The 18,409-nt window shown below is 67.0% G+C and carries 14 protein-coding genes, 1 pseudogene and 1 riboswitch; of the genes and pseudogenes, 14 read left to right on the top strand and 1 reads right to left on the bottom strand.

What is annotated here, in order from left to right; translation table 11 throughout:
• From A5744_RS02775 to A5744_RS02715, 13 genes and pseudogenes are all read left to right on the top strand, one after another.
• Window positions 1-99, top strand: a pseudogene (locus A5744_RS02775) (type VII secretion protein EsxI); the annotation flags it as partial.
• Between the two features lie 87 nt (window positions 100-186).
• Window positions 187-1,095: an ESX secretion-associated protein EspG gene (locus A5744_RS02770; protein WP_076058142.1), complete on the top strand. Its 909-nt coding sequence runs from the start codon at window positions 187-189 to the stop codon at window positions 1,093-1,095.
• 188 nt (window positions 1,096-1,283) lie between these two features.
• A complete protein-coding gene (gene eccD / locus A5744_RS02765; protein ID WP_076058140.1) occupies window positions 1,284-2,804 on the top strand; it encodes a type VII secretion integral membrane protein EccD in 1,521 nt (506 codons plus the stop codon).
• Window positions 2,782-4,644 carry a type VII secretion-associated serine protease mycosin gene (locus A5744_RS02760; protein WP_076058139.1) on the top strand — a complete coding sequence of 621 codons (1,863 nt, stop codon included), beginning with the start codon at window positions 2,782-2,784 and terminating at the stop codon, window positions 4,642-4,644. Before eccD ends, A5744_RS02760 begins: the two co-directional genes overlap by 23 nt.
• A 19-nt stretch (window positions 4,645-4,663) precedes the next feature.
• Window positions 4,664-5,869, top strand: a complete 1,206-nt coding sequence (eccE, locus tag A5744_RS02755) for a type VII secretion protein EccE (protein ID WP_076058137.1) — start codon at window positions 4,664-4,666, stop codon at window positions 5,867-5,869.
• Window positions 5,866-7,698 carry a type VII secretion AAA-ATPase EccA gene (eccA, locus tag A5744_RS02750; protein ID WP_076058135.1) on the top strand — a complete coding sequence of 611 codons (1,833 nt, stop codon included), beginning with the start codon at window positions 5,866-5,868 and terminating at the stop codon, window positions 7,696-7,698. Before eccE ends, eccA begins: the two co-directional genes overlap by 4 nt.
• A 77-nt stretch (window positions 7,699-7,775) precedes the next feature.
• A riboswitch (M-box (ykoK) riboswitch) is annotated at window positions 7,776-7,948 on the top strand.
• Window positions 7,949-8,543: 595 nt separating this feature from the next.
• A complete protein-coding gene (locus A5744_RS02745; RefSeq protein ID WP_076058158.1) occupies window positions 8,544-9,713 on the top strand; it encodes a PPE family protein in 1,170 nt (389 codons plus the stop codon).
• A gap of 99 nt (window positions 9,714-9,812) precedes the next feature.
• Window positions 9,813-11,003: a PPE family protein gene (locus A5744_RS02740; protein ID WP_076058133.1), complete on the top strand. Its 1,191-nt coding sequence runs from the start codon at window positions 9,813-9,815 to the stop codon at window positions 11,001-11,003.
• Between the two features lie 1,002 nt (window positions 11,004-12,005).
• Complete coding sequence (locus A5744_RS02735; protein WP_076058130.1) at window positions 12,006-13,280, top strand: PPE family protein; 1,275 nt, start codon at window positions 12,006-12,008, stop codon at window positions 13,278-13,280.
• 14 nt (window positions 13,281-13,294) lie between these two features.
• Window positions 13,295-14,683, top strand: a complete 1,389-nt coding sequence (locus A5744_RS02730) for a PPE family protein (RefSeq protein WP_076058128.1) — start codon at window positions 13,295-13,297, stop codon at window positions 14,681-14,683.
• A 30-nt stretch (window positions 14,684-14,713) separates the two neighbouring features.
• Window positions 14,714-15,037 carry a DUF732 domain-containing protein gene (locus A5744_RS02725; RefSeq protein WP_076058126.1) on the top strand — a complete coding sequence of 108 codons (324 nt, stop codon included), beginning with the start codon at window positions 14,714-14,716 and terminating at the stop codon, window positions 15,035-15,037.
• A 16-nt stretch (window positions 15,038-15,053) separates the two neighbouring features.
• Window positions 15,054-15,380, top strand: coding sequence for a DUF732 domain-containing protein (locus tag A5744_RS02720; protein ID WP_076058124.1), 327 nt, complete (start codon window positions 15,054-15,056; stop codon window positions 15,378-15,380).
• A 102-nt stretch (window positions 15,381-15,482) separates the two neighbouring features.
• On the top strand, window positions 15,483-16,193 hold the full coding sequence (locus tag A5744_RS02715; RefSeq protein WP_076058157.1) for an MgtC/SapB family protein: 711 nt from the start codon (window positions 15,483-15,485) through the stop codon (window positions 16,191-16,193).
• Between the two features lie 5 nt (window positions 16,194-16,198).
• Here the strand turns inward: A5744_RS02715 and A5744_RS02710 are convergent, their stop codons facing one another.
• The gene (locus A5744_RS02710) at window positions 16,199-17,395 is read right to left on the bottom strand and encodes an FAD-dependent oxidoreductase (RefSeq protein ID WP_076058122.1); all 1,197 of its coding nucleotides are present in this window, start codon (window positions 17,393-17,395) and stop codon (window positions 16,199-16,201) included.
• 52 nt (window positions 17,396-17,447) lie between these two features.
• On the opposite strand from A5744_RS02710, the gene A5744_RS02705 reads away from it, so the two are divergent.
• Window positions 17,448-18,392 (top strand): sterol desaturase family protein, encoded by a 945-nt coding sequence (locus tag A5744_RS02705; protein WP_076058120.1) that lies wholly within the window; start codon window positions 17,448-17,450, stop codon window positions 18,390-18,392.
• Window positions 18,393-18,409: the final 17 nt, after the last annotated feature.

Below are 18,409 nucleotides of genomic sequence, written 5' to 3'. Positions count from 1 at the left end.
GTGATTTACGAGCAGGCCAACGCCCACGGCCAGAAGGTGCAGACCGCCGGCAGCAACATGGCCAGCACCGACAGCGCCGTTGGGTCCAGCTGGGCCTAACACCAACTTCAGGCGCGGCAGCACACCGATATGTGGTGTGCTGCCGCGTCCTGCGGTTATCCGAGCACGTCGACTTTCGAGGAATTGATGGATTCACAGACCACGCGCACCGACATCACCGTCAACGTCGACGGCTTCTGGATGCTGCAGGCGCTGCTCGACATTCGGCATGTCGCGCCGGAACTGCGGTGCCGGCCGTACGTCTCCACCGACTCGAGCGACTGGCTCAACGAACACCCCGGCATGGCGGTGATGCGCGAGCAGGGCATCGTCGTCGGCGAACTGAACGAGGTGCAGGAGCAGGTGGCCGCTCGGATGCGGGTGCTCGCCGCACCTGACCTCGAGGTCATCGCCCTGCTGTCGCGGGGCAAGCTGCTCTACGGCGTGGTCGACGACGAGAACCAGCCGCCCGGCTCCCGCGATATCCCCGACAACGAGTTCCGCGTGGTGCTGGCCCGGCGCGGTCAGCACTGGGTATCGGCGGTTCGGGTTGGCAACGACATCACGGTTGACGACGTCGCCGTCGCGGACAGCGCCTCGATCGCGTCACTCGTCCTGGACGGACTCGAGTCGATTCATCATGCGGAGCCCGCGGCGATCAACGCGGTCAACGTGCCGCTAGAGGAGATGCTGGAAGTAACGAAGTCGTGGCAGGAGTCGGGCTTCAACGTGTTCTCCGGCGGAGATCTCCGGCGAATGGGCATCAGTGCGGCCACGGTCGCCGCGCTCGGGCAGGCGCTGTCGGACCCGGCGGCCGAGGTCGCGGTCTACGCCCGCCAGTACCGGGACGACGCCAAGGGCCCGAGCGCCTCGGTGCTTTCGCTCAAAGACGGTTCGGGCGGCCGGATCGCGCTTTATCAACAGGCCCGAACCGCGGGTTCGGGGGAGGCGTGGCTGGCCATCTGCCCAGCGACCCCGCAATTGGTCCAGGTCGGTATAAAAACCGTCCTGGATACGCTGCCTTACGGCGAGTGGAAAACCCACCGCAGGGTGTGAATCAGCGTGCGAAACATAGTGTTTACCAACGTCTTTGCCCAGAACGTGCGGCCGAGGGGCAAACACGGCATACTTCTCTAGAATCATTAACGATGATTCGCCAGCAAAGCCACAACAACTAATATCGCGAGGGCGAGACAGATGAAATCCGAATTGTTCGGGCCCACCAAGCAAGGGGGTGCGCAGCGATGACTGCGGTAACTGCGGTAGTTGAAGCACCACAGCCCGACATCGAGGGAATCTCGCAGCCTCGGGCCGTCGTGGTCGGCATCATGGCCGGCGAGGGTGTCCAGATCGGCGTCCTGCTCGATGCCAATGCCCCCGTCTCGGTGATGACCGACCCGCTGCTGAAGGTGGTCAACAGCCGCCTGCGCGAGCTCGGCGAGACACCGTTGGAAGCCAAGGGCCGCGGCAAATGGGCGTTGTGCCTGGTCGACGGCACGCCGCTGCGGGCCACGCAATCGCTCACCGAGCAAGACATCTATGACGGCGACCGGCTCTGGATCCGCTTCATCGTCGACACCGAGAAGCGATCGCAAGTCGTCGAGCACATCTCCACCGCCGTTTCGCAGAACCTCAGCAAGAGGTTCGCCGCGATCGACCCCGTCATCGCCGTTCAGGTCGGCGCCTCGATGGTGGCCACCGGCGTTATCGCCGCGACGGCCCTGCTGGGCTGGTGGCGCTTCCACCACAACTCGTGGCTGACCACCATCTACTCCGCGGTTATCGCCGTCGTCGTGCTGGGCGTGTCGATGTTGCTGCTGGCACGGGCCCAAACCGACGCGGATCGGCGCGTCGGCGACATCATGCTGTTGAGTGGCCTGGCGCCCCTGGCAGTCACCGCGGCAGCCGCACCGCCCGGCGGGGTGGGTTCCCCGCACGCGGTCTTGGGCTTCGGGGTGCTCACCATCTCGACGATGTTGGCCCTGCGTTTCACCGGCCGCCGGCTCGGCACCTACACCGCGATCATCACCGTCGGCGCGGTGGCGGCGATCGCCGCCCTGGCGCGGATGGTCGCGAACAGCAGTGCGGTGACGCTGTTCAGCTGCGTGGTGCTGGTCTGCGTGCTGGCCTACCACGCCGCCCCGGCGATGTCTCGCCGGCTGGCCGGCATTCGGCTGCCGGTGTTCCCGTCGGCCACCAGCCGCTGGGTTTTCGAGGCTCGACCCGACCTGCCCACCACCGTGGTGCGCTCCGACGGTGGCCCGCCGGTGTTGGAAGGGCCCGCATCGGTGCGCGACGTGCTGCTGCAGGCGGAACGGGCACGCTCGTTCCTGACCGGGCTGCTGATCGGACTGGGCGTGCTGATGGTGGTTTCGCTGGCCGCATTGGCCGATCCGCACACCGGTCAACGGTGGCTGCCGCTATTGCTCGCCGGCTTCAGCGCCGGGTTCCTGATGCTGCGCGGGCGTTCCTACGTCGACCGCTGGCAGGCGATCACCTTGGCCGCGACCTCCGTGCTGATCGTCGGCACGGTGGTGGTGCGCTACGCGCTGGTGCTGCACTCGCCGCTCTCCGTGGCGATCTGCACCGGGATCCTGGTTCTGCTGCCGGCGGCGGGCCTGATGGCCGCGGCGGTTGTGCCCAACACGATCTACAGCCCGCTGTTCCGCAAGTTCGTGGAGTGGATCGAATACCTCTGCCTGATGCCGATCTTCCCGTTGGCATTGTGGTTGATGAACGTCTATGCGGCGATTCGGTACCGCTAGCACCAAGGTGTGGCGTGGTCGCGCATCCCGCGCGACCGTCGCTGCCCTCCTGCTCACGTCGGGCGCGTTAGCCGGCCTGCCGCCGGCGTACGCGATCTCGCCTCCTACCGTCGATCCCGGCGCGGTTCCGCCCGACGGTCCGCCCGGACCGCCGGCGCCGATGAAGCAGAATTCGTACTGCACCGAGGTCGGGGTGCTGCCCGGCACCGATTTTCGGTTGCAGCCGAAGTACATGGACATGCTGAACTTGCAGGAGGCCTGGCAGTTCGGCCGTGGCGCCGGGGTGAAAGTCGCCGTCATCGACACGGGCGTGAGCCCCCACCCCCGGTTCCAGCACCTGATCCCCGGCGGCGACTACGTCATGGGCGGCGACGGATTGTCGGACTGCGACGCCCACGGGACGATCGTGGCGTCAATGATCGGCGCGGCCCCCGCCAGCGGCGCGACACCGCCGCCCGCGGGACCGCGCAAGCCGGTCACCATCCCGACCACCGAACCGCCCCCGAAAGCGCCTCCGCCGCAGACGGTTACGTTGTCGCCGCTGCCGCAGACGGTGACAATGGTTCCCCCGCCGCCGCAGTCGGAAGCTCCTCCCGCCGCGCCGGGACCCTTCGGCATACCGGGATGGCCGCCGCAGCCGCAACAGCAACAGCCGGCGGCACCGCCGGCACCGGCTCAGGGGGGCCCAGCCCCGGGACCCGGTCAGGCCCCGTCGGGCAATCGCGGCGGTTCGGGCACGGTGACCATCCCCAGCTACTCCGGTGGCAAGCACATCATCGGCGTCGACAACCCCGTCGACCCGCGCCCACTCGACCCGCCGAAGCCGCCACCGCCGCCCCCGCCACCCGCGGGGCAGGCGCCCGACGCCTTCAGCGGAGTCGCACCCGAAGTCGACATCATCGCGATCCGCCAGTCCAGCCAGGCGTTCGGTCTCAAGGATGCCTACACCGGCGACGAGGATCCGCAGACCCGGGCGAAGGTCGACAACGTCGAGACGATGGCGCGGGCGATCGTGCATGCCGCAAACCTGGGTGCCCAGATCATCAACATCTCCGATGTCACCTGCATGAGTGCGCGCAACATCATCGACCAGCGCTCGCTGGGTGCGGCGGTCCGCTACGCGGCGGTCGACAAGAACGCCGTCATCATCGCCGCGGCCGGGGACAGTAGCAAGAAAGACTGCAAGCAAAACCCGATCTTCGATCCGTTGCAGCCCAAGGATCCTCGCAACTGGAACGCGGTCACCACCGTCGTCACGCCATCCTGGTTCAGCGACTACGTGCTGACGGTCGGTGCGGTGGACCCGGACGGTCGGCCGATGACCCAAGGCGGTCAGGGCCAAGGTTCGTCGAGCATCGCCGGGCCGTGGGTGGGCATCGCCGCACCGGGAACCGACGTCATCGGGCTCTCGCCCCGCGACGACGGCTTGATCAACGCGATCGACGGCCCGGACAACACACTGTTGGTTCCGGCCGGCACCAGCTTCTCGGCGGCGATCGTGTCGGGGGTGGCTGCGCTGGTCCGCGCCAGGTTCCCGCAACTGTCGGCGTACCAGGTCATGAACCGCTTGACCCGCACGGCCAGGGCGCCCGCGCGCGGTGTGGACAACCAGATCGGGTACGGCGTGGTCGACCCGGTGGCGGCGCTGACCTGGGATGTGCCCGAAGGCCCGGCAAAACCGCCGCAGCAATTGTCGGCGCCGCTGACGGTGCCCAAACCGCCCCCGCACCGCGATATGGTGCCCGTGTGGGTGGCCGCCGGCGGACTGACCGGGGCACTACTCATCGGCGGGGCAATATTCGGTGTCGCGACGATGATGAAGCGACGGAAGCAGCAATGAGGGCGGAGCGACGATAGTAATGAATCCTCAACGCAGATTCGGGTTGTCGTTGTCGTGGCTGCGCGTCACCGCGGTGTTCTTGGTCGACGTCGTGATCCTGCTGGTGGCCAGCCACTGCCCAGACTCCTGGCAGGGCGAGCACCGCATCGCCTTTTGGGTCGGGGTCGGCCTGGCGGCGATCGTGACGCTGCTGTCGCTGGTCACCCACCACGGCCTCACACTCACCTCCGGGTTGGCCACGTGGTTGTGGGACTGGTCCGCCGATCCGGGCACCGCGCTGGCCGCCGGCTGCACGCCCGCAGTCGATTACCAGCGTAAGTACGGACGCGATACGGTCGGGGTGCGCGAGTACGCGGGCCGCCTGATTTCAGTGATCGCGGTTGACGGCGGTGAGGAGGACGTTCCCGGACGCCACCGCCACCATCGCACGACGGCGTCGGCCCCCACCCTGCTGGTGCAGGCGGTCGCCGAGGGGCTGCACCAGTTCGACATCCACCTCGACGGCATCGACATCGTGTCGGTGAAGATACGCCGCGGCGGCAACGCCGCCGAGCTGTCCAAGCTCGACGACTGGGGGCCCGAAGAGTGGGAAGTGGTGGGCGACCAGCCCGCCTCGTATGTGCGCCGCACCTGGCTGGTTCTGCGGATGAATCCCCAGCGCAACGTCGCCGCCGTCGCAGCCCGTGATTCGTTGGCGTCGACGTTGGTCGCGGCCACCGAACGCCTCGCCCAAGACCTCGATGGCCACGGCTGCGCGGCCCGGCCGCTGACGGCCGACGAGCTCGCCGAGGTCGACAAGGCCGTGCTGGCCGATCTCGAACCGACCTGGAGCCGCCCAGGCTGGCGCTACCTCAAGCATTTCAACGGGTTCGCGACCAGTTTTTGGTTGACGCCGTCGGACATCACCACGGAGGCAATCGACGACCTGTGGCAGCCCGACACCGAGGCGACCGTGGTCACCATCCGGCTCACTACATCGGGCGGCCGGCCGCTGGTTTCCGCGTGGGTGCGCTACCACAGCGACAAGCGAACCCCCAAGGGGTTGCCGCACGGACTCAACCGGCTCACCGGCCGCCAACTAGCAGCGGTGCGTGCCAGCCTGCCCGCCCCGACCGCTCGGCCCTTACTGGTGGTGCCCACCCGGGACCTGCTGGAGGGCGATGAGTTGGTGCTGCCGGTGGCCCAGGTGCGGGAGAACGCTGCGGCCTTGCCTGCAGCGCAATGAGTCGTCCGCAATCAACCCCCGAGGACGCCCGTAACGCGATGGTCGCCGGCCTGCTGGCGTCCGGCATCTCGGTCAACGGGCTGCAGCCCAGCCACAACCCGCAGGTGGCATTGCAGATGTTCACCCTGGCGTCCACCATCGACCCCGACATGTGCGACGCATGGCTGGCGCGGGTGCTCGCCGGTGACCAGAGCCTCGAGGTGCTCGCCGGCGCGTGGGCGTCGATCAGGACGTTCGGGTGGGAGATCCGCCGTCTCGGGGTCACCGAATTGCAGTTCCGGCCAGAAGTATCCGACGGGCTGTTCCTGCGGCTGGCGGTCACCAGCGGGGAGTCGCTCGCCTGCGCATATGCCGCGGCGCTCGCCGAGGCGAAACATTATGAGGAAGCCGCGAAACTGCTCGACGGCGTCGAGCCCAGGCATCCATTCGACGAAGAGCTGGTCACCTACGTGCGCGGCGTGCTGTACTTCCGCACCGGGCGATGGCCGGACGTGCTCCTGCAGTTCCCCGAGGGGAAGGTCTGGCGCAACCCCGAACTCAAAGCCGCGGGTGCGGCGATGGCCACCACCGCCCTGGCGTCGCTCGGGGTGTTCGAGGAGGCCGTCCGGCGCGGCCAGGCGGCCATCGAGGCGGACCGGGTGCCGGGTGCCGCCAACGTCGCGCTCTACACCCAAGGCATGTGCTTGCGCCACCTCGGTCGCGAGGAGGAGGCCGCCGAGCTGTTACGCCGGGTGTATTCGCGGGATCCCAAATTCACGCCGGCCCGGGAAGCGTTGGACAACAGCGATTATCGGCTGATATTGACCGACCCGGAGACGATCGAGGCCCGTACGGACCCGTGGGACCCGGACAGCGCGCCGACCCGCGCTCAGACGGAAGCCGCCCGCCACGCCGAGGAGGCCGCCAAATATCTGGCCGAAGGCGACGCCGAGCTCAACGCGATGCTCGGCATGGAAAAAGCCAAACGCGAAATCAAACTCATCAAATCGACGACCAAGGTGAATCTGGCCCGAGCCAAGATGGGGCTGCCGGTGCCCGTGACATCGCGCCACACCTTGTTGCTCGGGCCGCCGGGAACCGGCAAGACATCGGTGGCGCGGGCGTTCACCAAGCAACTGTGCGGGCTCACCGTGCTGCGCAAGCCGCTGGTGGTGGAGACCAGCCGCACCAAGCTATTGGGGCGCTACATGGCCGACGCGGAGAAGAACACCGAGGAGATGCTCGAGGGCGCATTGGGCGGGGCGGTCTTCTTCGATGAGATGCACACCCTGCACGAGCGCGGCTATCACCAGGGCGACCCCTACGGCAATGCGATCATCAATACGCTGCTGCTGTACATGGAGAATCATCGCGACGAGCTCGTCGTCTTCGGTGCGGGCTATGCCAAGGCAATGGACAAGATGCTCGAGGTGAATCAGGGTCTGCGACGGCGCTTTTCGACTGTGATCGAGTTCTTCAGCTATACCCCGGACGAACTTGTCGCGCTGACCCAACTGATGGGGCGGGAAAACGAGGATGTCATCACCGACGAATCGGCCCAGGCGTTGCTGCCGTCGTACACGAAGTTCTACCTCGACGAAAGCTACTCGGAAGATGGGGATCTGATCCGCGGTATCGATACGCTCGGCAACGCTGGTTTTGTGCGCAATGTGGTGGAAAAGGCTCGCGACCACCGAAGCTTCCGCCTGGACGACGAGGACCTCGACGCCGTACTGTCCAGCGACACAACCGAATTCAGCGAGCGCGACCTGCTGCGGTTCAAGGAGCTCACCAGCGACGACCTGGCCGAGGGCCTGAGCGCGGCGGTGGCCGAGAAGAAGTCGACCTAGCGCGCCGTTTTCGCGGCACCGCAAATCGGCCGGCAGCTAAGTTGACTCGCCCCGGTCCGAATGCCACCATGGCTTCGTATGCACCTCGCTAGGTGAGGCGTCTACATGGATATAGGCCACTGACCTCGAACGTCGAGAGACGCCCAGGGTCAGGACAGCTCTTCCCGGCTTTAAGGGTTGAGCCCAAGTGGCTTCCGGTTCGATCCGGATACGCCGTGTGGTGCCAAAGCTCTGACGAGAGGGGTGCGGTGCCTGGGTGGCTACTCGGGCCTCCTCCCCAATGTGCGACGCAGTTGGCACCCCCGTGTGCCCTGGCCGTGAGGAGGTGAGAGCGAAATGAGCCCCGACGATATTCCGTCTTCCAGAGCGACGACCATTTCGTTACGACCGACCACGGCCACGTTTCCACGGTCCTGATCGTGCTTGGCCCGGCAACCCCGGCCCGCCTCATCGGCTCCTAATGAAAACGGTTATCGTTTCGGTGTAGTGTCTTGCTCGGCCTCGCCGCGGCGGCGCGCGACGGCGCCAGCAATCCATCTGCAACGCGACGCGAGGAGGGGGCGATGTCGCTTGCCATTAGGCATCCGGAAGCGGTGACGACGGCTACCGGTCACCCGAATGGTGTTGGATTCGCCTTGACCGCAACACAATTCACGCCAAACGCCGGCTGGTAGGGCAGCAACTGTCCAAGGCATGGCAGTGCCCGGCACGACGTGCGGGATGCGGGACCTTGTGGCGTGATGAGCTCTCCGTTAGCTTAGCCTTGCCTAACTAGGAGGGCTCTCAACCCCCACGCGATCGCAACTAGTAAGAGAGGGACGCGAACAGTGACGCTGGATTTTGCGATGCTTTCTCCGGAGGTCAACTCGGCTCGGATGTATACCGGGGCGGGTTCGGCCTCGATGCTGGCGGCGGCGTCGGCATGGAAGGGCCTGGCCGCGGAGCTACGGTCCACGGCGCTGTCGTATGGGGCGGTGCTTTCGGCACTGACCGACGAGGAATGGCATGGTCCTGCATCGGCGGTGATGGCGGCCGCGGCCGCACCCTACGTCGAGTGGATGAACACCACCGCGGTGCAAGCCGAAGAGACCGCCGCCCAGGCTGAGGCCGCCGCGGCGGCCTACGACACCGCTTTCGCGGCCACGGTTCCCCCGGCAGAGATCGCGGCCAACCGCGCCCACCTGGCGTCGCTCGTCTCGACCAACTTCTTGGGCCTCAACGCTCCCGCGATCGCGGCGACGGAGGCCCAATACGGGGAGATGTGGGGCCAAGACGCCGCCGCGATGTACGGCTATGCCGGGTCATCGGCCGCGGCGAGCAGGCTGACCGAGTTTGACCCGCCTCAACCGATCGTCAACCCCGCCGCGACCACGGCTCAGTCGGCGGCGGTGACCCAGGCCGCGGCCACCTCGGCGGGCACCGGGCAAAGCACGCTGTCAAAGCTGATGACGTCGGTCCCGGGCACGCTGCAGAGCATGGCCTCCCCGGCGGCCTCGACGGCGTCCGCCCCGGCCAGCCTGGACGATCTCCTGAATTCCTCGATCTGGAATAACTTTGGACCCAACGCCAATATCTGGAACACCATCTTCTCTTCCGGGTTCTATATGCCGGGCAACTACCTAGGCACCGCCTCCAACTTCATGACCCAAGGCGCGGGCGACGCGGCCGCCGGCGCGGGCGAGGCAGCCGGCGCCGCGGCGGACGGAGCGGCAGCCTTCGGCCTAGTGCAGGCGGTCTCTCCGGCGGGCGGCCTCGGCGCCGTCGGCAACACCGTGTCGGCGGGGCTGGGCGCGGCACCCCAGGTTGGGGGGCTGACGGTACCGGCGAGCTGGACGGGGGCCGCGCCCCAGCTGTCTTCCGCAATCAATGCCACACCGATGGTGGCACCGCCGCCGGCGATGGCAGCAGGCATGCCCGGAGTGCCGCTGGCCGGCAGCCAGGGCTTCGGCCGCAGCATGCCCCCCCAGTACGGCTTCAGACCCTCGTTCGTCACACGCCCGCCCTCGGCGGGATAACCGCAGCTGCGGAGTGCGCTTGTCCAATCGCCCCTAGTGCGCACCAGCGCCCACGGGGCCACCTGACACCGCCTAGCAAAAAGGGGAGGAGGCTGACGAATGACCGCGCCAATGGATTTCGCCATGCTTCCTCCCGAAATCAACTCGGGCCGCATGTATTCGGGGGTCGGCGCCGGCCCGCTGTTGGCCGCGGCTTCGGCCTGGTATGGACTGGCCGCGGAATTGCGGGCCACCGCGCAAGGGTACGACTCCGTGCTTTCGGAATTGACCAGCCAGGCGTGGTACGGCCCGGCGTCGGCCTCAATGGCATCCGCGGCCGCGCCGTACGTGGCATGGATGAGCACCACCGCGGCGCAGGCGGAGGAAACCGCGATCCAGGCGGAGGCTGCCGTCGCGGCCTACGAGGCCGCGTTCGCCGCGACGGTGCCGCCGCCCGTGATCGCGGCCAATCGCGCTCAGCTGATGGTGCTGATCGCCACCAACTTCTTCGGCCAGAACACTCCCGCGATCGCGGCCACGGAGGCCGAGTACGCCGACATGTGGGCCCAGGACGCCGCGGCCATGTACGGCTATGCCGGTGCCTCGGCGGTCGCCAGCCAGCTGACGCCGTTCGACCCGCCCACGGAGACCACCAATTCCGCCGCGTCGCCGGCACAGTCGGCCGCGGTGGGCCAGGCCGCGGCCACGTCGGCGGGCACCGGGCAAAGCACGGTTTCGCAGCTGATGTCCGCGGTGCCCGGCAGTTTACAGAGTCTGGCAGCGCCGGCCGGTACGACGGCGTCTGCCCCGGCCAGCCTGGACGATCTCCTGAATTCCCCGATCTGGAACAACTTTGGGCCCAACGCCAATATCTGGAACACCATCTTCGGGTCCGGGTTTTACATGCCGGCCAGATACCTTGGCGTTGCCTCCGACTTCATGTCGATGAATCAAGCCGGCGGCGGCGTTGCCGACGCAGCGGAAGGTGCGGCCAGCGCAACGGCGGCCGGCGCCGTGGAGGGTCCGCCGGGCGGCGTGACCCTGGTCAACTCGGTCACCGCCGCCATGGGCAGGGGAGGTCTCGTCGGCCCGCTGTCGGTGCCGCAAGGCTGGGCCGCGCCCGCCCCGGTGCACAGTCCGCTCGCCTCGACGCTCGTCAGCGCCCCGGGGGATGGGACGGCCCCACCCGTCTCGGCCAGCACGCCCTCGGTACCGGTGGCCGGACATATGGGCGCTCGGGGGGAGGGCCGCGCGGTGCCGCAATACGGCTTCCGCGTGACTTTCGTGGCGCGCCCGCCGGCCGCGGGGTAGTAGGCCGTCTCGCACTATCTCACAAGCTCCACGTTGTTCACGTGAGCGTTCGGCAACCGTGGGGGCGCGCTGCCGGGCGCAGGGAACCAGTTGAACTACGCCATTTAGCACTGGGAACGGCGGCTTTCGACCTCACAGGCAACCGGCAGCAGCTAATCAGCGCTGTGGCAGAGAGCCAGGTTTACCCTTGGTGAAATTCAGGGGAGGTTTGCATGACAATTAACCGTCAATTCGGCGCTGCCGGTGCGCGGGGCCGCCGCGAGGCCCACGGCGCGGCGCCGCAAGCCGGGGACCACCGGGCCGGACCGCGGCTTCCAGGTGGTACATAAGCTGCCGAACCTGTGCGTAATTTGCGCACGTCCGCGGGACATACGTTCATCATCGATGCTGATGTTCCAGTCGACACATGTGTGATCGATATGCAATGGCAATGCGCTTTGCATTCCATGTCGATAGAGCTCTTTCGCCAATATCATTGCTGCGTATGATGCAATAGTGCGATGTAAAGTTTGCGAACAAAGAACTAATTACTGGCGTTAACCGCAATTAACGCGATCACCTGCGCCGCTGAAATGTGATCGGCGACACTAAATAGCAGACCCGCTGCGCGGGCATCGGGCCTGCGGTTTGACGTGCCAATATGCCTTCTGAGCAGGCCGTTCAGCATTGCGCTGCGTTAACTGTGAAACAGAGTTCTCACATCCGCACCAGGGAAACGTGACATTAATGTTTTACATCCTGATTACTCGTCGGGAACGCATAGTGAATAAGTTTCGATCACCATGATTCCTAGCTCAGGCGGGCACGGGCAGAGCGGCTCGATGCATGCTGTGACATTCACAGCTAAGGGAGGGTAGGGGTCCGGCTGTCTCCGGCGAGTGCAAATCAAACTCATGCACTCCGCGGCGAAATCAATGGATTCCATTAGAGCACGGCACGTTTGCTGGCTCGATGCTTAATGACGCCTAGCATGGCGGCCGAATAGGGGACCGGAGGTAATAGATGTTGGATTTCGGGGCGTTGCCGCCGGAGGTCAACTCCGGCCGGATGTACGTCGGGGCGGGAGCTGGGCCGTTGCTGGCCGCCGCCGCGGCGTGGGATGAGTTGGCCGCCGAGTTGCAGTCGACGGCGGCGTCGTACGGGTCGACCATCGAGGGCCTGACCGCCGGGCCGTGGACGGGTCCGTCCTCGATCGCGATGGCGGCGGCCGCGGCGCCGTATGTGGCGTGGATGAATGCCACCGGTGTCCAGGCCGAGCAGGCGGCGACGCAGGCCAAGCTGGCCGCGGGCGCCTACGAGACTGCGTTCGCGGCCACGGTGCCTCCGCCGGTGATCGCGGCGAACCGGGCCCTGCTCGCGGCGCTGGTCGCCACGAACTTCTTGGGCCAGAACACCCCGGCCATCGCCGCGACCGAGGCGCACTACATGGAGATGTGGGCGCAGGATGCCGCCGCCATGTATGCCTATGCGGGTGCGTCGGCAACGGCGTCGCAGCTGACCCCGTTCGTCCAGCCGCCGAAAACCACGAATGACGCGGGCGGCGCAACGCAAGCGGCCGCGGTTGCGCAGTCCAGCACCGTGTCCGGCTCGAACACGGCGTCGCAGCTTTCCCAACTGGTCACCGCGACACCGAGCACGCTGCAGAGCCTGGCAACGGGCAACGCAACGACCAACGCGACGTCGACGGCGGCCGCGACGGGAGTCGGTTTGCCGCCGGTGCCGCAGAGCCTGACGGACTGGAACACCATCTGGTCGACCCTCACCGGGCCGTACTCGCTGCAGGGGTTGACCGCCATACCCGGCGGTCCGTTCCTGTCGTTCGGGCAGGCGTACGCATGGGGCCAAAACGGGCAGGGAGCCGCCGCCATGTTGTCGGGCCCGAAAGCCATCAGCGGTGCGTTGGCGCCGCTGACCGGCGGCGCCAACGCCGTCAAGCCCATGCTGAGCTCCGCTGTCAGCCAGGTGGCGGGGTCGATGGGCAAGGCGCCCCTGGTTGGAAGCATGTCGGTGCCGCAGGGCTGGACCGAAGCCGCCCCGGCAATCCGGACGCTCGCCTCGGTGCTGCCGGCGAACCTCGCGGCCGCCCCGGAGGCCGCGCTCGCCGGCGAGGGCGGCGCCTTCAGCCAGATGGCCCTGTCGAGCCTGGCGGGACGAGCCCTGGCCGCCAGCGCCACATACTCCGGCGGTGGGGCGGCGGCCAAGGCGCTGGGCGGCGTCGTCGCCGAGGCCGACCCCGCCGCGGCCACCATCATCGTGATCCCGGCGCTCGAAGACTGAAAAGGGGTTTAGCCATGTTTTATGGAGCCTTTCCGCCGGAGTTCAACTCGGGCCGCATGTATGCCGGCCCGGGAGCCGAGTCGCTGCTCGCCGCCGCGGTGGCCTGGGATGATTTGGCCACCGAACTGCAGTCCACCGCGTCGTCCTACTCGTCGGTGGTCGCCAGCCTGACCGGCGGGCCCTGGATAGGGCCGTCGTCGCTGTCCATGGCGGCCGCGGCCGCCCCCTATATCGCCTGGATGCAAGGCACCGCGGTCCAGGCCCACGAAGCTGCCTCCCAGGCGACCGCGGCCGCAAGCGCCTACGAGACGGCGTTCGCCGCACACGTGCCCCCGCCGGTGATCGCGGAAAACCGCGCCCTGCTCGCACAGTTGGTGGCGACCAACGTGTTCGGGCAGAACACCGCGGCGATCGCGGCCACCGAGACCGAGTACTCCGAGATGTGGGCCCAGGACGCCCTGGCGATGGACAGCTACTTCAGCTCGTCAGCCGCAGCATCCCGGTTGACCCCGTTCACCGAGCCGCCACAGACCACCAGCACGTCGGGTACGGCGATGCAGGCGGCTGCGGTGAACGCCGCGGCCGCATCCCCGGCGGGCAATGCGGCGTCAACCGCCACCTCGGCCAGCTCGCTCATCACGAACAACCCCATCCTGTCGTTTCTCGCGGGGCTCGCCACCAACTACAACTCCACGATGGCGGGTCTGCTCAACACGGTGCCCAACGGAAATGCTTGGTACACAGCGCTGTACAGCGCCATCAAGGTTCCGCTCGGCTACACCACGCAGTTCAACGACATCGGCTTGCTGATCAACTTTCCCCTGTCGCAGTGGCTGAAGTTCGCCCCACCCGCGGGCTATGGCGCGCTGCCGAAAGACGCGCTGGGCGCCGGGCTCGGAGCGTTGGGCTTCGGCCGGGGCACGCTCTACAGCGCAGTGTCGGCAAGCATGGGAAATGCCGGCACGCTGGTCGGAAAGCTGTCGATTCCGCCGAGCTGGGCCACTGCCACCCCAGCGATCAGGACGGTCGCCGCCGCCCTGTCGGCCGCCGGGCCGGACGCCGTGCCCGCGGCCTCCCTGGGCGAGGGTCTGCTCAGTTCGATGTCGATGGCGGGAATGCTCGGCAGCGCCATGGGCGCCGGGGGCCCCACCGTCGTGAACGCCGGCGTCCGCGGCCGTCTCAACAAGATCAAAGACCTCAAAGACAAGCAATCGCCGGAGCAACTCAAGCGTCTGGTCGCGCAGATATCGGAAAAGCCCGAAAGCGTGCAGCACCACAACGTCGACCAAGAAGGCCTGGACGCCCTGCTCGAGCAACTCTCGAAGAAACCGGGCATCCACGCGGTGCACCTCTCCAAGGGAGACAAGCCCAAGGTCGTGCCGTCGGAAGCCCAATTGGGCTAGCGCGCAACATAATTGGAAAGTTGGTGAGTCATGAGAACACTACTGACATTGCTCGGCGTTTCCGCGATGATCGGCTTCGCCGCGCCGGCCCATGCCGCTCCACCTCCGGAACCCGACGGGGACGACGCGGGCTTCATCGCCGCACTGCACCAGGCCGGCTTCAGCTTTTCGAGCCCGAGCGCGGCCGTTGGCGCCGGCCGAGCGGTGTGTTCGTGCTTGAACAACGGCGAGTCGGGCCTGGAGCTGGTCCACGACGTGAAAATGCACAACCCGGGAATGGACATGGAGATGGCATCCAATTTCGCCTTGCTCTCCGCCAAGTACTACTGCCCCCATCAGTTATCCAAGGCCTGACCACCGGCGCGGAGTCATGAGACTGCTCCTGACACTGCTGGGCGTCACCACCGTGATCGGGCTTGCGGCGCCCGCGTCCGGGGATCCGGGCGGGGGCGACGACGTCTCCTTCTTGGCGACGGTGCGTGGCGCGGGCATCAACTACACCAGCCCCGAACAAGCGATCGCTTCCGCCAAAGCGGCATGTGCGTGGATAGGCACCGGCAAATCCGGCCCGGAGCTGGTCGGCGACCTGCAGAGAAGCAATCCCGCGTTGACCACCGCCCACGCAACGGTGTTCCTGGCCATCGCCGCGAAGTATTACTGCCCCCAACAACTCAGTCAGCGGGCCGCCGCGCAGTAGTTGCAGCACACCCGTAGCCACCCGCCGTTCACCTGGATGTGGCTAGATGTGGTGAGCCGCCGGGAAGCGCGGCGGGGGATGATCCGGCGGAAGGAGTGCGGCATGCAGACGCTGAGCGTCGCCGATTTCGCGCTCCGGCTGGCGGTCGGGGTGGGCTGCGGCGCCCTCATCGGGCTGGAACGGCAATGGCGGGCACGCCTGGCCGGCCTGCGCACCAACGCGCTTGTCGCCGGCGGCGCAACGTTGTTCGTGCTGTACGCGGTCGCCACCGAAGACAGCAGCCCCACCCGGGTCGCGTCATATGTGGTGTCGGGCATCGGCTTTCTGGGCGGAGGCGTGATCCTGCGCGAGGGATTCAACGTCAGGGGCCTCAACACCGCCGCCACCCTGTGGTGCTCCGCGGCGGTGGGTGTGCTGGCCGCGTCCGGTCATCTGGCCTTCACGGCGATCGGCACCGCAACCGTCGTCGCCATCCACCTGTTTGGGCGCCCGCTCGGCCGGCTGATCGACCACGACAACGGCGTCGAGGAAGACGAAAGCCTGCAGCCCTATCTGGTGCAGGTGGTCTGCCGACCCAAATCCGAGAAGTACGCGCGCGCCCAGATCGTGCAACACGCCAGCAGCCACGACATCACGCTGCGTGGCATCCACACCGGGCACGCCGACGACGACGAAATCACCTTGAGCGCACACCTACTCATGGACGGCCATACGCCGACGAGGTTGGAGCGGCTGGTGGCCGAACTGTCGCTGCAACCCGGGGTTCGCGCGGTGCAGTGGTATGCCGGCGACAAAGCCCAGCAACCGGAGTAGCGCGACTAGGGCCGCGCCTGCAACTCCGGCGCGGCCGCGGCCAGCAGGTCGGCACGGCTGCGGGTCAGCGGGGGATAGATCCGCCGGGTATTGATGGTCCGCTTGGTTGCCTTCGCCTGCGCGCCATTCGAAACCACCATGCGATCCCATCCCTCGGTGTACACCGCGCCGGCCGGCCCGAGGTCGAGAACCGTTACGTACCAAGGGATCCGAAGGGCCAGCATCGGCTCACCGAACAGGTCGCTGATCACGTTGTAACCGGCATAGCGTCCCATCGGCCGGCCGTGCTGACACGACATCACCGACAAGTGCTCGTCGTCCATCCGGGCCGCCGCCACGTCACCCGCGGCGAACACGTATGGCACCCCGATCACCCGCAGATAATCGTCGACGGGCACCCGGCCCAGGCGGTCCCGGGCCACGCCCAGCTGCTCGGTCAGAGGGCTCGCCCGCATGCCCGCGCACCACACCACCGTGGCCGCCTCGAGCCGCTCACCCGTCGAGAGCGACACGCCATCCTTGTCCACCGTCGCGACACTGACCCCGGTTCTGGTCTCGATGCCGTTGTCCGACAGGGCCTGTTCGATCACCGGCAGTGCCGAGGAGCCCATATCGGAGCCGACGGCGTTGTGGTCGACCAGGACCACCCGAGGCGTGACCGAACCCTCGGGGAACAACGCGCGCAGCCGCTTCGGCAACTCGCAGGCCGTCTCGATGCCGGTGAGCCCGGCACCGACCACGACGACGGTAGCGGCCGCGGCAGTCGGCGGATCATCTGCAAGACCGCGGAGGTGGCGCTGCAGCGTAAGCGCATCGTCATGGGTGTCGACGTCAAAACCGAACTCCCGCAGCCCGGGTACGGCGGGTTTGACCACCTGGCTGCCCGACGCCAATACCAGCCGGTCGTAGCCGTACCTCGCGCCGCCGGATGTGGTGACGACGCGGGCGGCCGTGTCGATCGCGGTGACCTCGGCGGCGACGTGTGTGACTCCCGCGGGGTCGAGCAGGTCGGCGAGCGGGATGCGGCAGGCGCTCAGATCGGCCTCGTAGTTGCGGACCCGGATGTCGTGAAACGGTTTGCCGCTCAACACGGTGATGTCGACGGTGCCTGGCGCAACGGCGAGCTCGTCGAGTCGCCGGGCCGCACCGAGCGCCGCCCATAGTCCCGCGAACCCCGAGCCGATCACGATCACTGCGGTCACGCGCTCACCATCTCCTCCGTCCGGCCCGCGCCGATGGTCGTAATCTATCGGTGTGCACGCCTTGACCGGGTTCTGGTTCGCGCTGCCCTCGCAGATGCGGGATCCGGTGCTGTTCGCCATCCCCTTCTTTTTGTTGCTGTTGATTCTCGAGTGGACGGCGGCCCGAAAGCTGGAGCGCCTCGAGGCGGCCGGCGCCGAGAACCCACGACCGGCGTCCGGCGCGTACCTGACGCGCGACTCGATGGCGAGCATCTCGATGGGGCTGGTGTCGATAGCCACCACCGCAGCCTGGAAGACCCTGGCGCTGCTCGGCTACGCGGCGATCTTCGCCTATGTCGCACCGTGGCACCTGTCGGTGACCAAGTGGTACACGTGGGTGATCGCGATCCTCGGCGTGGACTTGCTGTACTACACCTATCACCGCATCGCGCACCGGGTCCGGCTGATCTGGGCCACCCATCAGGCCCACCACTCCAGCGAGTACTTCAACTTCGCCACCGCGCTGCGCCAGAAGTGGAACAACAGCGGCGAGATTTTGATGTGGATTCCGTTGCCGCTGTTGGGACTTCCCCCGTGGATGGTCTTCTTCAGTTGGTCGCTGAACCTGATCTACCAGTTCTGGGTGCACACCGAGCGGATCGACAAACTTCCGCGGCCGTTCGAATTCGTCTTCAACACGCCGTCGCACCACCGGGTGCACCACGGCATGGACAAGATTTATCTCGACAAGAACTACGGCGGCATCTTCATCATCTGGGACCGGTTGTTCGGCAGCTTCCAGGCGGAGACGTTTCGCCCGCACTACGGCCTGACCAAGCAGGTGGACACGTTCAACATCTGGAACCTGCAGATCCGCGAATACGTCGCGATCGCCCGCGATTGGCGATCGGCGAGCCGCCTGCGCGATCGCCTGGGCTACGTGTTCGGCCCGCCGGGCTGGGTGCCGGGCGGGGCAGGTCAAATCGACGGCGCGGTGCCGCTGGCCACGTCACGGTAACGTCAAGACCAGGTCAC

The organism is Mycobacterium sp. IS-1264 (genome assembly GCF_001954195.1).
GTDB lineage: Bacteria > Actinomycetota > Actinomycetes > Mycobacteriales > Mycobacteriaceae > Mycobacterium.
Note: the sequence above shows the minus strand (reverse complement) of the source record. Positions and strands in the feature narration are given on the sequence as shown.